This is a genomic window from Chitinimonas sp. JJ19 (genome assembly GCF_036961565.1).
Taxonomy (GTDB): Bacteria; Pseudomonadota; Gammaproteobacteria; order Burkholderiales; family Chitinimonadaceae; genus Chitinimonas.
This window is the reverse complement of the sequence record NZ_JBAMDD010000010.1, coordinates 107,590-127,581: the sequence shown is the minus strand read 5'-3', so window position 1 is coordinate 127,581 and position 19,992 is coordinate 107,590. Positions and strand designations below refer to the sequence as shown.

The window sequence follows — 19,992 nt, the reverse complement described above, 5'->3', positions numbered from 1 at the left end:
TCAACCAAGCGAGTGCTGGCAGCAATGCAGCCCAGCATGGCTTGGCGCTATTCGATGCCCTCGTCGCCACAACATAACCAGCGGCTTGCTGCCTCAGCGGTCTCTGCAGCGATGGGGCGGAGTCGGGTCTTCAGGCCCGCAACCCTGCCCCTTGCTCCCTGGCAAACGCCGCCACGGCATCCAGCAGGGCCAGTGCCGCAGGCTCGTCGGCCCGTTCCAGCCGCAGGGCGCTCAGCTTGGCGTCCAGGCCGGCCAGGCTGAGCCCGCCATGGGCACCGTCCAGCAAACGCTCTGAGCGGTGTGCCTGCCAGCGTGCCCGCTCGTTCTCACTCAGGCTATCGGGCCAGTTGCGGGCACGATAGCGGAACAGCAATTCACCGAGGCGCTCGTCGTCAAAACTGAGCGCCATGCCCGCCAGATCCTGCGGGCTGGCCTGACGTGCCTTATCCAGCCGGCGCCGGTCGCCATCGCCGATAAAGCCTTCATACAGTGCGGCATCGATATCGCGCCGGGCCAGCGGTGTATCGCGGCTGTAGACCTGCTTGAAGGTATTGCCCAGGCGTTTGCCATGCTGCTGCAGCAAGGTCGCCAGCGTAGCGGCATGCTGCTGTGCCAGGTTCATGTCCAGCTGTAGCTGCTCTGCCCGCTCGGCCGTCAGGGTGCGGGTATTGCCCACCACGACGGGCGATTTGTTCAGGTGTATGGTCTTGACCGGCAAGCGCGTTACGCCCTCGGCCAGATCGGCACTGCGGGTGAACATGCGTGTCCGTATCTGCTCGGCGTCGAGATCGAACAGTTCGGTCGGGTCGTATTGCAGGTCCCACACCGCCAGTTCGTTCTTGTTGCTGGGGTGCCATCCCAGCGCAGCCACCGGTGCCAGGCAGCCCTGGGCGGTGGGATACATGCCCGAGACATGCAGGAAGGCATGGCCATCGAGCAGGCCGATCTCGGCCGCCACCGCATCCTTCTTGCGCAGCTTGAAGCAGAAGTCGAACAGGCGGGGTTGCTGGGTCTTGACCAGCCGGGCGAAGGCGATGGTGGCGTAAACGTCGCTGAGTGCATCGTGCGCTGCCGCGTGCGCCAAACCATTGGCCTGGGTCAGTTGCTCCAGCTTGAACGATACCCGGCCATCCTCATGGCGTGGCCAGTGTATGCCCTCCGGCCTGAAGGCAAAGGCGGCGCGCACACAATCCAGCAAATCCCAGCGCGAGCCGCCGTTCTGCCATTCGCGGCCATAGGGGTCGTAGAGATTGCGCCAGAACAGATGGCGGGTCAGCTCGTCGTCGAAACGCAGGGTGTTGTAGCCCAGCCCACAGGTGCCCGGTCGCGCCAGCTCGGCATGGATACGGCCGACAAACTCCGGCTCGCCCACCCCGCGCTCGCGCGCCTGCTGCGGGGTGATGCCGGTAATCAGCACCGAAACCGGATCGGGCAGAAAGTCGTCGCTGGGCTGGCAGAACAGCTCGACCGGCTCGCCTATGGGGTTCAACTCCAGGTCGGTACGGACCCCGGCAAACTGGGCTGGCCTGTCCAGCTTGGGGTCAATGCCAAAGGTCTCGTAGTCGTGCCAGAAAAAAGTGGTATCAGTCATACAGGTATTCGCGGTCTTCCATACGCATCAGCAACCAGGCGGGCAGGCCCAGCACAAAGGGGAGCAGGACCAGGCCCAGCGCAAAGCCGTTCAGCGCAGTCGATACGCCCCCCCAAGCGGCACCATACAGCATCATGATGATCACCTGGGGGGTACGCATGCCGTATTGCATATTGCGTTCATGCTTGGCCACCGGGCGATAAAAGCTTTGCGCCAGCAGGCCGCCACCGATACCGGCCGCGACAGCCACTACCGCCAGGCCCACCGCCTTGAGTGGCGCCACCCAGGCCACGATGGCCAGCACCGGCAGCATGGCCAGCCAGGTAGGCAGCAAGCCCGCCAGCAACTGCCAGCGGCGCCAGCGCTCCCGCTGCATGGGGGCCGACCACAGCAGGGCGGGTGACTCATCCAGCGCACTGGCGGCCCAGCACAGCGAATGTGCAGTCATGGCCGCCATACCGCCCGAGAACGCCACGGTCATGTCCAGCGCCTCGTGCCAGGCGCCCTTGCCTTCCAGCGCATGCATGAGGGGGAAAATCAGCATCATCACCGGGTTGGCCAGATTCATGGCCAGCATGGGGTAACGCAGCATCAGGCGCCATTCCTTGTTCAGCAGCGCCCGCACGGGCGATACCTCGAAGCGCATTGGCTTATCATTCACCGGTGCGGCAGCCACCACCTGGGTCTCGGCCGCTACCTTGACGCCACGGGCCGCAAACCGCGCCATGCCGAGCCAGAGCGCCAGCCCCAGCACCACCACCACCAGCGTGGGCAGCCACTCGCCTGCTACCGTGCCGGCAACAAACTTGTGCCAGGGCTGCGGCGTCAGCTGGGCGGCCTTGAGCATCTTCATACCCAGGCTGATAACCACACCACTGGTCAACAGCAGCATGATCCCGATCAAACCCACATAGCGCTTGGCCCGGGCCGGCCCCAGCAGGCGTTGCAGGCCAAAAGCCACCAGTACCCCTATGCTGGCGGCAGTCAGGGCATAACCGGCAATACTCAGGTAGACCAGCAAGGCCTGGGGCTTGCCAAAGCAGACCAGCACATTCACGAAGGGCAGCACAAACAGCGGAAAACCCACCAGCGTACCCATTGCGTTGCTGGCAATAAACCAGCGCCCCAGGGTGCGCTCGGGCAAGGGGCTGGTCAGCACCAGCTCGGTGTATTTACGCTCACCCAGCGCCGTCACGGCGGTATAGATGGCCATGAAGGTCATCGACAGAAACAGCATGCAGGCCAGAAAGGTCATGGCGATATCGATCGCCAGCTTGACATCGTCCGAGCGCCGCTCTGGCGCAGGCAACAGCAGTATCAGCAGCGCCGGCATATGCAGCAGCAGCAGGAGCACCAGCCGGGACAGCCAGGCATAGCGCTTGCCGATGCGCCGCTCGCTGGTGGTGCCCAGCCAGTTCCACAGCTGGATCAGATCCCATTTCAGCAACCAGGCTACCGAACCGGGCTTGGCATGCAGATTCATGCTGCCACCTCGTCATGCAGGTGCAGGAAGATATCCTCCAGGCTGGCATCGCCACGACCTATGCGCTCCCGCAGCTCGGTCAACGTGCCCTCGGCAATCAGCCGACCCTGGGCAATCACGCCTATGACCTCAGCCAGTTTTTCCGCCACTTCCAGGATATGCGTGGTCAGTATCACCGTGCAGCCCTCGCGCACCTTGGCCTGCAGCAAATCCTTTACCTGGCGTGCAGCGGCCACATCCAGGCCGGTCAGGGGCTCATCCAGCAGCAGCAACTTGGGCTCGTGTATCAGCGCACCGCACAGTGCCAGCTTCTGCTGCATGCCGCGCGAGAAGCCCTCGCAGTATTCGCCACGGTGCTTCCATAAATCCGTCCATTCCAGCAGCTCGCGGGCTCGTCCTTCCGCCTGCAGTGCCGGGATGGCCCACAGGCCTGCCACGTATTCCAGATATTCCAGCGGCCGTAGCTTGCCGTAGAGCAGCGGCTCATCGGGCAGAAACGCCAGGGGTTGCTTGGCGGCTTCGGGATGGATGGCCATGTCCTGGCCCAGGATGCGCACATTGCCGAAATCCGGCCGGGTCAGGCCCGCTATCATCCGCAAGGTGGTGGATTTGCCGGCACCGTTATGCCCCAGCAGGGCATAGAAGCACCCCGCCTCGATATTGAGATTGAGGTTATCGACAGCAGTACGCTCACCAAATCGCTTGGTCAGGTTGCTCAGTTGCAGGGCGGGCTGGTTCATCGGTGGCTTACTCCAGTGTGGTTGCTGGATGCCACTCTAGGGCCAGGCATCCCGCCCGGCAATGCCGCAGGGATCAACGACGACACGCATGCGACGAACGCCGACCGCAGCAGTACCAATCGCCTCAGAGCCTGTTCACGATCTTTTCGCCTCGGCGCTGGACCGGAAAAGGGTCATGTACTGCGTTGGACTCCTTGGTAATTACCGGTTATTGCCTGCGTCGCCCGCCTTGTACCTGACCCTTTTCCGGCCCAGCCCTTCGGGTTCCCGTACGGGTTCCCGAACGGGTTCCGGGCACTGCCCGGAACGCCGAGGCAAAAAGATCGTGAACAGGCTCTCAGCCTAGGCCAATAAAAAAGCGCACTGTCAGGCAGTGCGCTTATCGTAAGCCAGCCCGGTCAGTTCACGCCGTGCTGCTTGAACCACGCCAACAGCCGCTTCCAGCCATCATCCGCCGCCTCCTTGCGGTAGGTAGGCCGATAGTCGGCATGGAAGCCATGGGGCATATCCGGGTAGAGCACGATCTCGCTGGGCTTGCCGGCGGTCTTCAGGGCGGCACGCATCTGCTCCACCGTGTCGTTCGGTATGCCGTTGTCTGCACCGCCATACAACCCCAGTACCGGTGCCTTTAGCTCGGCCACCACATCCAGCGGATGCCGGGGGTAGATGGGTGGCTTGGCCTCGCCCACCAGCCGGCCATACCAGGCCACACCGGCCTTGAGTTTGGGGTTGTGGGCTGCATACAGCCAGGTGATGCGGCCACCCCAGCAAAAGCCGGTCACGCCCAGCTTGTCGGTCGCCGCCTTGCCCGTGCCCTTGGCCCAGGCCACCGTCTTGTCCAGATCATCCATCACCTGGGCATCCGGCACCTTGGACACCACGGTATCCACGATGGACTTCACATCAGGCAACTTGGACACATCCCCCTGGCGGGCATACAGCTCAGGCGCTACTGCAAAGTAGCCGGCCTTGGCAAAACGGCGGCACACATCGCGTATGTGCTCGTGCACACCGAATATCTCCTGCACCACCAGCACGGTGGGGAAAGGCCCCGCACCTTCAGGCATGGCCCTATAAGCAGGCATGTCCCCGCCCGCAACCGGTATCTTGACCTCACCGGCAACCAGGCCATCCAGCGGCGTGCTGATCACCTCAGCATGGGCATCGGGCAGCACTGCCAGGGCAAAACCGGTGGCCAGCGTCGTCGTCACGAACTCGCGCCGGCTGAAGGCCTGCTTGGGCATGAAAGGCTGTGCTTCGGGGTGTATGGTGTCGTTCACGTTGGCTCCTGTCTGCGGTGGGTAATATGGCCGCGACCATCAGCCGCGGCCGCCTATCAATTGGCGCTTGTACAGCTGGTCCCCACACCAAACGGGCTGACCGCATTGGGGGCGCGAATGGTCAGGTCACTGACATCGTCAACCAGCACAATCAAGGGCAACACCCGGCTGGCGCGCGGCCCGTCGGTGCCCACGGCGCCGACATAGGCATCTACCTGCACATCCATCCACAGGCTACGCTCCCGAGCATAGCTGAGGTAAACCTGGGCCTGGCCATTGGCATCGGTCACCACGGTACGGGTCACTATCTCACCGGGTATCGGGTCAAGCCGGCCGTTGCCGTTCACATCCTCGCCTGCATCCAGGAAACCGTCGAGATCCAGATCCTCGTTGTTACAGGCGAACGTATCCAGCCCTGTCGTGCCGGGATCGCCACTGGTCAGGCTGTAGCTGGGCACCCAGGTCTGCGTCCCGACTACCATCGAACCCTTGTAGTACGCCACCGGTCTGACCCGGAACTCCACCACCTGGTTGCCGACCGGATTCCCCGCAGCATCGCTCACGATGGCGGTCAGCTGCTTGCGGTACATATTGTTGTTGTCGGTATCGCGCCCTAGCAGATTGTCCTGCACCAGCGCCACGGCCAGGCCACTCTGCGCCACCGTCAGCAAGGTGCTGCCGCTGACGCTGGGGGTCTCCTTCACCCTGGCGGTCACCGTCACGCCATTCTGGCCCGAGGCAACCCGGCCAGCGGTATAGCGCACGGTCGCCTGCCCTACTGCGTTGGCCTTGACGACGGCAGCCGACAAGGTACCGCCAGTGGTGTCCTGGGTCAGGGTGAACTCCACATCCTTGCCGGCCACCAGGTTGCCACGCGCATCGCGCAGGGTCGCCACCAAGTCGGCCTGCTCGCCAAAGGCCAGTGTGCTGCGGCTCGATTGCAGCGTTACCCTGGATGGCAAGGTGGCAATCACATCAAAGCTGAACTGGCCACTAAAGCCGGGCGCTTCCGCCGTTACCGTCACCGGGCCGGCATCCAGCGAATTGAAGAACGCCACCGCCTCGCCCAGCGCGTTGGTGGTTGCTGTCGCGGTAATGGCCCCACGCGAGACCGAGAAGCTGACCGGCACATTGGCCTGGGCGATGCCGTCACGGCTGTAGACGGCCGTCAACAAGGCCTCGCTGCCTACCACCACCTGGCTGGTGTTGAGGCCAAAGCTGAACTGCTGGGTGCTGCTGGTGAGCAAGGTAGCCGTGGTGCTGGCCCCCAAGGCACTGAAGCTCAGGGTATCGCTGCCGATTACCCGGCCGATCACGGTCACGCTGGCCCGACCACTGGTATTCGTGGTCACGCTGGCCGGCACGGTGTTGCCCTTGAGGCTGCTGATGGTCACCGCCCGATTGGCCAGCCCCTGCCCGGCCGAATCGGTCAGCACCAGATCCAGCGTGGTGCTCTGGTTGAGTGCCACCCCCAGATTGCCGCCCACATCCAGTGTCGTGCCCTGCACCGCCAGCGCTACCCGGTCGCTGTTGTTGCCCAGGGTGGCCGTTACCGTAATGGTGCGGTTGGCCGGATTGCCGGCGGTGCTAAGTACAGCCGTGGCCGTGCCGTCATCATCGCTCAATGGCTCGATATTCTTGAGTGTGCCGGAATCGCTGCTGAAGCTCACGGTCTGGCCCGCGACCACCTTGTTGGCGCTGTCCTTCACCACGGCCGTCAGCAGTACCTCGGTCTGGCCGGCCGAGCCCAGCGCCGTGGCATCGGCATAGAGCTGAACCTGATAAACCGGCGGGACAGGTTGCGGCGTCACCGGGCCGGCAGAATCCGGCGCGCCGCCACCACAGGCAGACAAGAGCGACAGCAGCATCAAGCTGCAAAGCTGGAGCAGGTAGGCAGGGTAGGTCAGGCGCACAGTGCTTCCTCGTCGTTATGTCGCAATCTGCGAGCGATTCTAGAGTGTGTTATCCACTTAAGCCATTCGGCCCATGCAGTCGTCGCGGCAGGCGCACTAGCCACGCCGGCTGGACAGCCACAAGCCGGCGGCTATCCCCGCTATACCCACAGCGTGAAACCACTCGAAGCGCTCGCCCAGAAAGGCGATGGCCAGCAGGGTGCCAAACACCGGCATAAGGTGGATAAAGCTACCCGCCTTGCCCGGCCCCACCTGCTGAACCCCGTAGTTGTAGAACAAATACGCCAGCACCGAGGGAAACACCCCCACGTAGACAAAGGTGGCCAGGTTGCCAGCCGTCATCGCCACCGTGCGGCCCTGCTGCAACTCCCAGGCGTAGAGCGGGGTGATACAGAGCAACCCTACCACCACCAGTAGCAGCAACAGCCCCAGGCGGTCGAGGCGCGGGTCCAGCCCGCGCAGCAGCAGGGTATAGACCGCCCAGTCCAGTGCGGCCAGCAGCAGGATCACATCCCCCTGGTTCAGTTCCAGCGCCAGCAAGCGGTCAAGCTGCCCATGGCTGAAAATCACCATCACGCCCACAAAGCTGACCAGCACCCCCAGTACCTGCCGGCGGCTGAAGGGCTCACCCAAGAACAATGCCCCCAGCGGCAGGATCAGGATGGGGATGAAGCTATTGGTCAAGACCGCATTGGTAGCGCTGGTGTACTGCAGGCCGGCATAGGCCAGCGAATTGAAGCCGGCCACGCCAATGGCACCCAGCAGGACGATGCGGCGCCAGTTCTCGGCATAGCGGGCGCGGTCAGCCCAGACGCGCTGATAGGCAAACGGCAACAGTATCAACAGGGCAATCAGCCAGCGGCCAAAACTGAGCGTCATGGGTGGGATGGCGGCATGGGTCGCCCGCGCCACCACGAAATTGCCCGACCAGAACAGGCTGGTCAGCGTCAGCAGCGCATAGGCCAACCAGGGCGTAGTGGGCCTGGGTGGCGTCACAGCCTGGCCAGCGCCTTCACGTGAGCCGCCACGCTACGGCCCAGCGCCGAGAGATCATAGCCTCCCTCCAGTACCGAGACGATACGCCCCTCGGCGTATCGGTCGGCCACCGCCATCAACTGTTCGGTCACCCAGGCGTAGTCCTGCTCCAACAGGCCCAGGCTGGCCATCTCGTCCTCGCGATGTGCATCGAAGCCGGCCGAGATAAACAACATCTGCGGCTGGAAGGCATGCAGGGCCGGCAACCACTGTTGCTCCACCGCCTGCCGCAGGTCTTCGCCCTTGCTGCCGGCCTTGAGCGGCACATTGTGCATATTGGGGCCGCTGGGCTGCTCGCCGCAGTAGGGATAGAACGGCGACTGGAAGATGGAGACCATCATGACGCGGGGATTGTCGTGGAACAGCTCCTCCGTGCCATTGCCGTGGTGCACGTCGAAATCGGCCACGGCGATGCGCTCCATACCGCGCGACAACGCATGCGCCACGCCCACGCCCAGGTTGTTGAAGAAACAGAAGCCCATGGCCCGCCGAGACTCGGCATGGTGGCCCGGCGGCCTGACTGCACAGAAGGCATTGGCGGCCTCGCCTGCCAGCACCATCTCTGTCGCCTTCACCACGGCCCCGGCGGCGCGGAAGGCTGCCTGCAAGGTATGCGGGCTCATGGCCGTATCGGGATCGACATGGACTATGCCATGCTGGGGCGACACCTGCTCCAGCGCCTCGACATAGCGGGGCGGGTGCACCAGCGCCAGTTGCTCATGGGTCACCAGCGGCGCCGCCACATGCAGCAGATGGTCCCACAGGCCGGCGCTGATCAGCCTGTCCTGTATGGCTGCAAGCCGGTCGGGCGATTCAGGGTGGTGGCTGCCCATATTGTGCAGCACACACTCGGGGTGGGTGATATAGGCGGTGGGGGCATCCCCCGCCATCTTTCTGGCCAACCAACTGAGCAAGATATGTCTCCCGTGGACGCTAGGCGTCTCTCTGGGCAGGGATGGACGCAGACAGGCCGCCAGTCCGGCAATCGAACCCGTACCGTACGTAACAGTTTACGGCTGGTGATGATATAAACCAATAAGCCATTTACGCGTCCAAGCCCGATTCCAGGGAAATCCATATCATGAATGCCGCCACCCCCAGCCGTATCTCACTCGCTCCGCTGCATGCCGTACTGGCACAGCTGGATGACTTCATCCTGGGCAAGCCACGTGAAACCCGCCTGGCCCTGGCCTGCCTGCTGGCACGGGGCCACCTGCTGATTGAGGACGTGCCGGGCGTCGGCAAGACTACACTGGCCCATGCCCTGGCCGCGACGCTGGGCCTGGCCTTCCAGCGCGTGCAGTTCACCAGCGACATGCTGCCGGCCGACCTGATCGGGGTCTCGATCTACGACCGCGACAGCCACGCCTTCCGCTTTCACGCTGGCCCGGTATTCAGCCAGGTGGTGTTGGCAGACGAGATCAACCGGGCCACGCCCAAGACCCAATCGGCGCTGCTGGAGGCCATGGAGGAACGGCAGGTCACCCTGGACGGCGAAACCCGCGAGCTGCCCGACCCCTTCTTCGTCATCGCCACCCAGAACCCGTCCAGCCAGATAGGTACCTTCCCGCTGCCGGAATCCCAGCTTGATCGCTTCCTGATGCGCATCACCCTGGGCTACCCCGATGCGGCGGCCGAGCGCGCCATGCTGCTGGGCGAAGACCGTCGCGAGATGCTGCGCGACGCCAAGCCGGTAATCAGCCTGGCCGAGCTGGCCGACAGCCAGCACGCGGTACGGCGGGTACATGTGGCACCGGCCCTGGTCGACTATGTACAGGCCCTATGCCGTGCCACCCGCGAGGCCCCGGATTTCCACAATGGCCTGTCGCCCCGCGCAGCCCTGGGCCTGTTGGCCGCCGCCCGCGCCTGGGCCTTGCTGGCCGGACGTGACATGGTGATACCCGAGGACGTACAGGCCGTGTTTGCCGCCGTCGCCACCCACCGGCTGCTGGCGCGGGCCAGCAACCGCCCGCAACCAGAACTGGTGGCCAAGCTGCAAGCCGCTGTCGCCATCCCCTGAACCCAGCCATGCGCCCGGCCCCTACCCCCCGCCGCAGCTGGTTGGCTGGCCTGCTCGCCCCCTTGCAGCAGCGCTGGAACCGCTGGCTGCAACGGCGCCATCCACACGGCATGGTGGCGCAGCGGCTGACCCAAAACCGCGTTTACATCTTTCTCAGCCGTAGCGGCCTGGTGTTCTGCATCATGCTGGTGGCCATGCTGGGCGGCGCCGTCAACTACGATCTGGCGCTGGCCTATTTGCTGGTCTTCCTGCTGGCCTCGATGGCACTGGCCTCGGTATTCCATACCTTCCGCAACCTGCTGGGCCTGAGCCTCCTGCCCGGCCGGGCTGAACCCTGTTTTGCCGGCGAGGCTGCACGCTTTGAGGTGATACTGGAAAACGACAGCCGCCTACCCCGGCACAACCTGGGCCTGCGCTTCGACGGCCCGCTCGAAGCCAGCGATGTCGCCCCCGGTGATACTGCGAGGGTCTGGCTGCCACTGCCGGCCAGCAAGCGTGGCTGGCTGGTGGCACCCAGGCTACGGATAGAAACCCACTGGCCGCTGGGTGTATTCCAGGCCTGGTCCTATGCCTTCTTCAGCCAACGCGCCCTGGTCTACCCGACGCCGGAGAACGACCCGCCTCCCCTGCCCATTGCTGCCGCCGGAGACGGCGAAGGCACGTTGACCCCACGCGGCCAGGACGACTTTGCCGGTCTACGACCGTTCCAGCGTGGCGACTCGCCACGCCATGTGGCCTGGAAGGTTGCAGCACGTGACGATGCGCTGATGGTCAAGGAATTTCACGGCCAGGCCGCCGAAGCCCTCTGGCTGGACTGGGACGCGGCATCCGGCCTGATCGACACCGAGGCACGCCTTTCCCGCCTTACCGCCTGGGTCCTGGCCGCCCATGCCGCCGGCCTGGCCTATGGCTTGCGCCTGCCTGGCGAGGTGCTGGCAGCAGACCAGGGTGAGGCCCATCGCGATGCCTGCCTGGCAGCACTGGCACTGCACGGCATACGGGAGGCCACATGAACCCGGACCGGCTGGACCGTACCCAGATACTGGCACTGCTGGCGGTACTGACCGGCCTGCTGCTGCCGCACGCCAGCCGCCTGCCAAGCTGGCTGCTGGGCGCCCTGGCCATCCTGTTCGGCTGGCGCATCTGGCTGATCCACACCCAGGGGCGCATGCCGCCCAAATGGGTGCTGCTGCCCATCACCTTCGGCCTGATAGTCGGTGTCTTCATCGAATTTCGCACCCTGCTGGGCCGTACCGGCGGCATAGCCCTGTTCGCCGCCCTGATAGGCGCCAAGCTGCTGGAGACACGCAGCCGCCGCGATGCCTTGCTCCTGGTCTATCTGGGCTACTTCCTGGTGGTGACCAACCTGCTGTTCGACCAGACCATGGCACTGGCCGCCTATCTATGCGCCATGGTGTTGATCATCACCACCCTGCTGATAGGCTGGCACACCCTGGGTGGCTGGACCGGCCAATGGCGTGTGGCATTGAAACAGGCACGCTTTGCCGGCGTACTGATGCTGCAGGCCCTGCCCGTCATGGCCCTGCTGTTCGTGTTCTTCCCGCGTATCGAAGGGCCGCTGTGGCGCTTGCCGCAGGATCGCGGCAGCATACGCTCGGGCCTGGCCGACAGCATGTCGCCCGGCAGCTTCTCGAATATGTCCAAGGACGACTCGGTCGCCTTCCGGGTGAGCTTCGAGGGCGAGCGGCCCGCCCAGGAATTGCTGTACTGGCGCGGCCCGGTATTCCTCGATTACGACGGCAGGACCTGGACCCAAAGCCCACCCAACGCCACCACCTCGCCGCGCATAGAAGGCGGCACCCAGCCGCCACTACGCTATGCCATCACGCTGGAGCCCCACCAGCGCCCCTGGCTGCTGGCCCTGGACATGCCCGCCATGGTGCCGGACGAAGGCCGCATGTCCGACCAGTTGCAACTGGTCGGTCGCCGCCAGGTCAGCAAGCGCTTGCGGCTGGAGCTGTCTGCCTACCTGCAGTACCGCGCCGGTGTGGACGAAGACGAGGCCATGCTGGCCCGTGCCCTGGTACTGCCCGATGCAGGCAATCCCAGGGCGCGCCAGCAGGCAGCCGCCTGGCGCAGCCTGCCGGCGCAGGCACGGGTCGATGCCGTGCTGCAGCTGTTTACCAGCCAGGGTCTGCAATACACCCTGGCCCCACCGCTCTACGGCAGCGATGCGGTTGATGACTTTGTCTACGGCGGCAAACAGGGCTTTTGCGAGCACTTTGCCGGGGCCTTCGTCTTCATGATGCGCGCCGCCGGCGTACCGGCCCGGGTGGTGGGCGGCTATCAGGGCGGCGAGGAAAACGGTGACTACCTGATTGTCCGTCAGGCCGATGCCCACGCCTGGGCAGAGGTCTGGCTCGAAGGCCAGGGCTGGCAGCGGGTAGACCCCACCTTTGCCGTGGCCCCCTCGCGTATCGAAGAAGGCCTGGCATCGGCCGTGAACGAATCCGACCTACCCTATCTGCTGCGGCTGGACAACAATCTGGTCAAGCGGGCACAGCTGGCGCTGGACAGCATGGTCAACGGCTGGAACCAGTGGGTCATAGGCTATACCCCGGAACGCCAGCGCCAGGTCCTGAAACGGTTGGGCATCACCGACCTGCTGTCGGGCAAGTTCGTGGCCGTCTTCCTGGGCAGCATAGGCCTATGCATCGCCCTGATCGCCGGCTGGCTACTCTGGCGCATGCGCCCGCCCAAGCCCGATGCAGCACGCCAGCAGTGGGACAACTTCTGCCGCAGGCTGGCTGCCTACGACCTAGTACCCGCCAGGGCCGAAGGCCCCCGCGACTTCGCCCAGCGTGCCATGACCCGGCTGCCACACCGCAAAGCCGAGATACAGGCCGTCCTAGATAGTTATCTGGTGGCGCGCTACGGCAGCGGTGACGGGCTGGAACAACTGAAACAGCGGGTAGCGGGGTTTGGCCGGTAGCCTCACTAAATGCCGCGCGTGCTATACATGCAGCCTCAAGTGCACTGCGCACGCATCGTCAGCAAAGCCCCCTGCTATGTGACAGATGGTAGCCAGTAGCTAACATCACTTCGGATAGACTACGCCGCCAAATTCCCTATTCAGCTCAAGAACAACGCACGATGAAAAAGTTACTACTACTCACTCCTTTGCTGGCAACACTCATAGGTTGCGGCACCATGTCGGGTCGCCTGGGCGATCTGCCCCCAGTCGCTGATCGCAATAACGCCGCAAAGGTTGTTGTGGTCCGAATCAGTGCCATGGTGGGGGCCGCCAACGGCTATACCATTGCGTTCAATGGCAAAGATATCGCAGGCATTGGCTCAGGCGAGCATGCCGAATTTCTGGTTACACCCGGTGAACACTACATTGCGGTGAAGTGCTTTGGCGGATTCTCCCCTACCTGGAAAGAGGAATCGCTCAAGTTCATCGCCAATGCATCCCAGTCCAGTTACTTCCTGGTGAGTCCGAACAGCCGCTGCGCAAGTATCAAATCGACCACTGAAGAAGAAGCGCAAAAGCACTTGCCTGCTAGCAAGGCCGTCAATCTGGAAAAACTGGTCAAACCCTAAACCACGCCTGCGCATCCCACAGGCAGTTTCCCTGCGGCAATAAATAGAATCGGCACAGCATACTGACTGTGCCGATTCTGTTTCATCGCATACCTGGGCCCATCGCAAGCCGATATGTCGGCAATAACAAAGGCGATGGTGGCAGTTGTCTAGGCAACTGCCCTACCGACATCAAGCCTACCACACGCCCATATAAGCCAGCATGCCTTCCGCCGCCTGCCGGCCTTCAAACACCGCGCGCACCACCAGGTCGGCGCCCCGTACCTGGTCGCCGCCGGCAAACACCTTGGGATTGCTGGTCTGGTGCTTGAAGGTCTGCTTCTCACGGGCCAGGGTGCGGCCACGCTCATCAGTCTGGATGCCATTACCCTCAAACCAGGGCTCGGGTTGTACCTGGAAACCAAAGGCGACGATGACATGGTCGCACTCTATGATTTCCTCCGAGCCCGGCACGATGACGGGCGCACGGCGGCCCTTGGCGTCGGGTTCGCCCAGCTGGGTAGTGACCAGCTTTACACCGAGCTTGCCATTCAAGCGCACGATCTCGACGGGTTGGCGGTTCCACAGGAACTCCACCCCTTCTTCCTTGGCATTGGCCACTTCACGCTTGGAGCCCGGCATATTGGCTTCGTCGCGCCGATAGGCGCAGATCACCTTGGCGGCACCCTGGCGTATGCTGGTGCGGTTGCAGTCCATGGCGGTATCGCCGCCCCCCAGCACCACGACTCGCTTGCCTTCCATGCTCAGGTGGGTTTCGCCCTCCGGCAGGGTCGCCATGCGATGGCGGATATTGTTGACCAGAAAAGGCAGCGCCTCGATCACGCCCAGCAGGTTCTCGCCGGGGAAGCCCCCCTTCATGTACTGGTAGGCACCCATGCCCATGAAGACGGCATCGTAGTCGGCCAGCAGGCTCTCGAATGCGATGTCGGTGCCGATCTCGGTATTGAGGCGGAACTCCACCCCCATGTCCTCCAGTATGGTGCGGCGACGGCGGACTATATCCTTCTCCAGTTTGAACTCCGGGATACCAAAGGTCAGCAGGCCGCCGATTTCCTCGTAGCGGTCGTACACCACCGGTGCCACGCCATTGCGCACCAGCATATCGGCCGCCGCCAGTCCTGCTGGGCCAGCGCCGATGATGGCGACGCGCTTGTCGGTCTTGATCACCTGCGACATGTCCGGCCGCCAGCCCTGCTTATAGGCCTCGTCGGTGATGTACTTCTCGACCGAGCCTATGGTGACGGCACCGAAGCCGCCCTGGTTCAGGGTGCAGGCGCCCTCACACAAACGGTCTTGCGGGCAGACGCGGCCGCAGATCTCGGGCAGGGAGTTGGTCTTGTGGCTCAGCTCGGCCGCCTCGAACAAGCGGCCTTCCTCTACCAGCTTGAGCCAGTTGGGAATGTAGTTGTGCACCGGGCATTCCCACTCGCAATAGGGATTGCCACAGCTCAGGCAGCGGCCAGCCTGTTCGGCGGCGTCGCTTTTCTGCAGCGGCGCGTAGATCTCGATGAACTTGCTGCGGCGGAACGCCGCCTCGAACTTCTGGCCAGGATCGCGCGGCAGGTTCAAGAACTTGAATACGTCACCCATGTGATGCCTCGTGAGGTGGGATGGGCAAGGCTGGCGGGGTCGGCCCGCAGGCGCTTGCGCATCGTTTGATCTGCACAGAGCGGGGTAGGCATGCGGTGTATCATCCCGCCATGCCGGCCCCGCCCCTCACACTTAGTCTTTCAGCAGGCTATCGAGCCTGGCCGCCTTGGGCTTGACCAGCCAGAAGTAATCGACGTAGTCGTCGAAGTCCTCCAGGATCTGCGCACCGATTACCGAGCCGGTCAGGGCAACGTGCTGTTCTATCTTCTCCTTGAGGAAGGCACGGTACTGGCCCATGGCTTCGCCGTTGATCAGATGGATATCGATCAGCTCATTGTTGTAGCGATAGGCAAACTTCTCGTCGCGGTCGTAGACGAAGGCAAAGCCGCCCGTCATGCCGGCACCAAAGTTCAGCCCGGTCTGGCCCAGAGCAATGACACAGCCGCCCGTCATGTATTCGCAGCCATGGTCGCCCAGGCCTTCCACGACAGCCAGTGCGCCGGAATTGCGCACGGCAAAGCGCTCGCCAGCGAGGCCAGAGGCAAACAGCTCGCCACCGGTTGCGCCATACAGGCAGGTATTGCCGATGATGGTGCCCTCATGCGGCTGATACATCACGCCTGCAGGAGGGTAGATCACCAGGCGGCCGCCATTCATGCCCTTGCCCACATAGTCGTTGGCATCACCTTCCAGCGTCAGGTGCAGGCCCTTGGCATTCCACACGCCAAAGCTCTGGCCGGCCGAGCCCTTGAGCTGGATATCCAGGCAACCCGCAGGCAAACCCTCGGCGCCATGCTGGCGGGCAATCTCGCCACTGAGGCGGGCACCGATGGAGCGGTTGATATTGCGTACGGCGTACTCCAGCTGGACCGGGGTCTTGCTGCTGATGGCAGCCAGGGCATCCTTGACCATCTTCTCGGCCAGCTCGCCTTTGTCGAAACTGGGGTTACCCTCGCTGATGCAATAGCGCGGCTCATCCTCGGGTATGCCACCCTGGCTCAACAGCACATCCAGCCGCAACTGGCCCTGGCGGGTGCTTTCCCCCTCCAGCAACACCAGCAGCTCGGTACGGCCTATCAGTTCTGCCATGGACCGCACACCCAGCTTGGCCATCCACTCGCGGGTCTCGCGGGCGATAAAGGTAAAGTAGTTCACCACCATGTCGGGCAGGCCGATGAAGTACTTGGAGCGCAGCTTGATCTCCTGCGTGGCCACCCCGGTCGCGCAGTTGTTGAGATGGCAAATACGCAGGAACTTGCAACCCAGCGCCACCATGGGACCGGTACCAAAACCAAAACTCTCGGCCCCCATGATGGCGGCCTTGATCACATCCAGGCCGGTCTTGAGGCCGCCGTCGGTCTGTACACGCACCCGGCCACGCAGGCCGTTGGCGCGCAGCACCTGCTGGGCTTCGGTCAGGCCCAGCTCCCAGGGCGACCCGGCATACTTCACCGAGCTCAGCGGCGAAGCGCCAGTACCACCGTCATAGCCCGAGATGGTAATCAGGTCGGCATAGGCCTTGGCCACACCGGCCGCCACGGTACCGACACCAGGCTCTGCCACCAGCTTCACCGACACCAGCGCACTGGGGTTGACCTGCTTGAGGTCAAAAATCAGCTGGGCCAGATCCTCGATGGAGTAGATATCGTGGTGCGGTGGCGGCGAGATCAGGCTGATACCTTCCTTGGCGTGGCGCAGGCGGGCAATCAGGCCGCTGACCTTGTCGCCAGGCAACTGTCCACCCTCACCAGGCTTGGCGCCCTGTGCCACCTTGATCTGCAGCACTTCGGCATTCACCAGGTAATGCGGGGTGACGCCAAAGCGGCCAGACGCCACCTGCTTGATCTTGGACATCTTGGCCGTGCCATAGCGCGCCGGGTCTTCGCCGCCCTCGCCGCTATTGGAACGCCCACCCAGGCGGTTCATGCCCTCGGCCAAGGCCTCGTGCGCCTCGGGCGACAAAGCACCCAGCGACATGCCGGCCGAATCGAAGCGCTTGAGTATGGCCTCCAGCGGTTCGACCTCGTCCAAGGGAATGGGCGTGGCGCCATCCAGCTTCAGCCGCATCAGGTCGCGCAGCATGGCTACCGGCCGGGTGTTCACCAGCTCGGCATAGCGCAGGTACTCGGCATAGTCGCCGTTCTGCACGGCCTTTTGCAGCTGCATCACCACATCGGGGTTGTAGGCGTGATATTCCTCGCCAAACACATACTTGAGCAGCCCCCCTTGCGAAATCGGCCGCATGGGGTTGAACGCCAGCTTGTGCAAGGCCTTCATATCGGCCTCGAAATCGGCAAACCCCGCACCACCGACACGACTAACAGTAAAGGGCATGCAGCGCTCAATGATCTCGTCGGCGATGCCCACGGCCTCGAACAGCTGTGCACCGCGATAGGACGCCACAGTGGAGATGCCCATCTTGGACAGCACCTTGAGCAGGCCCTTGTTGATGCCCTTGCGGTACTTGCTCATGGCCTCAGACTGGCGGTCGGTTACCTGGCCTCCGGCGATCAGGTCAGCGATCACCTCATAGGCCAGATAGGGATGCACCGCCGTCGCGCCGTAACCGATCAAGCAGGCAAAATGATGCGGGTCACGCGCCGTAGCAGTATCCACCAGCAGGTTGGTCTTGCAGCGCAGGCCGGCGTTGACCAGGGCGGTATGCACCGCGCCGGTGGCAAACAGGGCATGGATGGCAAGACGGTCACGGCTGAGGTTGCGGTCGCTCAGTACGGCAATGGCAATACCGTTGCGCGAGGCCGCCACCACCGCCTCGGCCAGGGCAGCCAGGGCATCCGCCAGATTGGTGCTGGCCGGGTCGTAGCTCAGGTCAAAGCTCTGCGAGCGGAACTGCTCGTCGGTCTGGCCGGTGAGCAGCTTGAACTTCTCGAAGCTGAGCACCGGGCTGCTGACTTCGATCCGCTTGGCGTGGTCGGCCGTCTCTTCAAAGATGTTCTTCTCGGAGCCGAACACCGTGTTCAGCGACATCACCACCGCTTCACGTATGGGGTCGATGGGCGGGTTGGTCACCTGGGCAAACTGCTGGCGCAGAAAATCATAAGGCGAACGCACCCGTTGCGACAGCACCGCCATGGGGGTGTCGTCGCCCATGGAGCCGACAGCCTCCTGGCCATCCTCGGCCAGCACCCGTATCACGGCATCGCGTTCCTCGAACGACACCTGGAACTGCTTCTGGAACACATTGAGCTGCTCGCGCGACAGCTCCGGCCGGCCGCTGTCCTCGTCCATGCTCAGTTCCAGCCGGTTGGCGTATTGCTTGATCCAACGCCGGTAGGGGTGGGCAGACTTCAGCTTCTGGTCGATCTCGTGCGGCAACAGCAACTGGCCGGACTGCAAATCCACGGCAATGATCTGGCCGGGCCGCACACGGCCCTTCTTCACCACATCCTCGGGCTTGTAGTTCCACACCCCGATCTCGGACGAGATGGTGAAATGGCGGTCGCGGGTCAGCACATAGCGGGCCGGGCGCAAGCCATTGCGGTCCAGCATGCAGCCGGCGTAGCGCCCATTGGTCAGCACGATGCCGGCAGGGCCATCCCAAGGCTCCATATGCATGGAGTTGTATTCGTAGAAGGCCCGCAGCTCCTTGTCGGTGCTGTCCACGTTCTGCCAGGCCGGCGGTACCAGCAGACGCAGTGCGCGGAAGAAATCTATGCCCCCCATCAGCAGGCCTTCGAGCATATTGTCCAGGCTCATGGAGTCCGAGCCATCGGTCTGCACGATGGGGCGGATGGCATCCATATCCGGAATCAGCGGCGACGCCATGATGGCCTCGCGGGCGCGGGCCCAGGAACGGTTGCCCGAGATGGTGTTGATCTCGCCGTTATGTGCCACATAGCGGAAAGGCTGGGCCAGTTTCCACTGCGGCCAGGTATTGGTGCTGAAACGCTGGTGGAACACCGCCAGCGAGGCGGTGAAGCGTTCGTCCTGCAGATCGGGGAAGAACACCGGCAGGTTTTCGGGCGTCACCAGGCCCTTGTACGAAATGGTGTGCGCTGACAGCGTCGGCACATAGAAGCTGCTGTCGCCGCCATTGGCCTTCTCGGCCAGGCGACGGCCGATATAGAGGCGGCGCTCAAAGCTGGCGGCATCCATATGCGGCGGGCAATTGACGAAGACCTGGGCAATGGCCGGCAAGGTCTTGAGCGCATAGGCCCCACAGGCACGGGTATCGGTCGGCACGGTACGGAAGCCGGCCACTTCCAGGCCCTGCTCTTCCAGCTGCGCCTTCAGGGTGGCCAGCGACTGCTTGCCCAGCTCCAGATCGGCACTATGGAATACCAGGCCGGCGGCGTAATGGCTACGCAGTTCCAGGCCCTTCTCCTTGGCCACGGTACGCAGGAAGCTGTCAGGCTTGCGGAACAGCAGGCCACAGCCATCACCCGATTTGCCATCCGCCGCGACCGCGCCACGATGAGTGAGGTTGGCCAGCGAGGAAATCGCGGTCGAAACCAGCCAGTGCGATGGTTTGTCGTCCATGTTGGCGATCAAGCCAAAGCCGCAGGAATCCTGCTCGAAGCTGGGTCGGTAGAGCGTGCCGTCAAGGCGGCGCTGTCTGTCATCCATATCGTATTACCCGTACGCGAGCGGGGCGGCATTCGTTCATGCGAGCCGCTTGTGGCGGCAACATGCTGACGCGGCCCCTTTTTTTGGGGAGTGGCGCTTGGTTCCGGCCGGCGTGGAAACACGCTGGTGTGGCGTTGCGGCCGGCCCGGCGAGGGTCACTCTGCCGGGCGGCGTGTGCCGCGCGGGTGT

At 63.5% G+C, this 19,992-nt stretch carries 13 protein-coding genes; 4 read left to right on the top strand and 9 right to left on the bottom strand.

Annotation, left to right across the window (positions count from 1 at the left end):
- Nucleotides 1-130: 130 nt before the first annotated feature.
- The 7 genes from sbcB to V7714_RS13720 all read right to left on the bottom strand — a co-directional run bounded on the left by sbcB (nucleotide 131) and on the right by V7714_RS13720 (nucleotide 8,956).
- Nucleotides 131-1,591 (bottom strand): exodeoxyribonuclease I, encoded by a 1,461-nt coding sequence (sbcB, locus tag V7714_RS13750; RefSeq protein WP_335710252.1) that lies wholly within the window; start codon nucleotides 1,589-1,591, stop codon nucleotides 131-133.
- Nucleotides 1,584-3,074, bottom strand: a complete 1,491-nt coding sequence (locus V7714_RS13745; RefSeq protein ID WP_335710251.1) for a hypothetical protein — start codon at nucleotides 3,072-3,074, stop codon at nucleotides 1,584-1,586. Before V7714_RS13745 ends, sbcB begins: the two co-directional genes overlap by 8 nt.
- On the bottom strand, nucleotides 3,071-3,814 hold the full coding sequence (locus V7714_RS13740; RefSeq protein WP_335710250.1) for an ABC transporter ATP-binding protein: 744 nt from the start codon (nucleotides 3,812-3,814) through the stop codon (nucleotides 3,071-3,073). Before V7714_RS13740 ends, V7714_RS13745 begins: the two co-directional genes overlap by 4 nt.
- A gap of 398 nt (nucleotides 3,815-4,212) precedes the next feature.
- Nucleotides 4,213-5,094, bottom strand: coding sequence for a dienelactone hydrolase family protein (locus tag V7714_RS13735; protein ID WP_335710249.1), 882 nt, complete (start codon nucleotides 5,092-5,094; stop codon nucleotides 4,213-4,215).
- Nucleotides 5,095-5,150: 56 nt separating this feature from the next.
- A complete protein-coding gene (locus tag V7714_RS13730; RefSeq protein WP_335710248.1) occupies nucleotides 5,151-7,007 on the bottom strand; it encodes an Ig-like domain-containing protein in 1,857 nt (618 codons plus the stop codon).
- A gap of 96 nt (nucleotides 7,008-7,103) precedes the next feature.
- On the bottom strand, nucleotides 7,104-8,003 hold the full coding sequence (locus V7714_RS13725) for a DMT family transporter (RefSeq protein ID WP_335710247.1): 900 nt from the start codon (nucleotides 8,001-8,003) through the stop codon (nucleotides 7,104-7,106).
- Nucleotides 8,000-8,956 (bottom strand): histone deacetylase family protein, encoded by a 957-nt coding sequence (locus V7714_RS13720; RefSeq protein WP_335710246.1) that lies wholly within the window; start codon nucleotides 8,954-8,956, stop codon nucleotides 8,000-8,002. The genes V7714_RS13725 and V7714_RS13720 overlap by 4 nt, the downstream gene beginning before the upstream one ends.
- A gap of 167 nt (nucleotides 8,957-9,123) precedes the next feature.
- On the opposite strand from V7714_RS13720, the gene V7714_RS13715 reads away from it, so the two are divergent.
- The 4 genes from V7714_RS13715 (at nucleotide 9,124) to V7714_RS13700 (ending at nucleotide 13,626) form a co-directional block, all read left to right on the top strand.
- The gene (locus V7714_RS13715) at nucleotides 9,124-10,062 is read left to right on the top strand and encodes an AAA family ATPase (protein ID WP_335710245.1); all 939 of its coding nucleotides are present in this window, start codon (nucleotides 9,124-9,126) and stop codon (nucleotides 10,060-10,062) included.
- Nucleotides 10,063-10,070: 8 nt separating this feature from the next.
- Complete coding sequence (locus V7714_RS13710; RefSeq protein WP_335710244.1) at nucleotides 10,071-11,075, top strand: DUF58 domain-containing protein; 1,005 nt, start codon at nucleotides 10,071-10,073, stop codon at nucleotides 11,073-11,075.
- Entirely contained in the window at nucleotides 11,072-13,015 is a 1,944-nt protein-coding gene (locus V7714_RS13705) for a transglutaminase TgpA family protein (RefSeq protein ID WP_335710243.1), read from the top strand. The genes V7714_RS13710 and V7714_RS13705 overlap by 4 nt, the downstream gene beginning before the upstream one ends.
- Nucleotides 13,016-13,176: 161 nt before the next feature.
- Nucleotides 13,177-13,626, top strand: coding sequence for a hypothetical protein (locus V7714_RS13700; RefSeq protein ID WP_335710242.1), 450 nt, complete (start codon nucleotides 13,177-13,179; stop codon nucleotides 13,624-13,626).
- 177 nt (nucleotides 13,627-13,803) lie between these two features.
- Here V7714_RS13700 and V7714_RS13695 read toward each other — a convergent pair whose 3' ends face one another.
- A complete protein-coding gene (locus V7714_RS13695; protein ID WP_335710241.1) occupies nucleotides 13,804-15,216 on the bottom strand; it encodes an FAD-dependent oxidoreductase in 1,413 nt (470 codons plus the stop codon).
- Between the two features lie 132 nt (nucleotides 15,217-15,348).
- A complete protein-coding gene (gltB, locus tag V7714_RS13690) occupies nucleotides 15,349-19,803 on the bottom strand; it encodes a glutamate synthase large subunit (RefSeq protein ID WP_335710240.1) in 4,455 nt (1,484 codons plus the stop codon).
- Nucleotides 19,804-19,992: the final 189 nt, after the last annotated feature.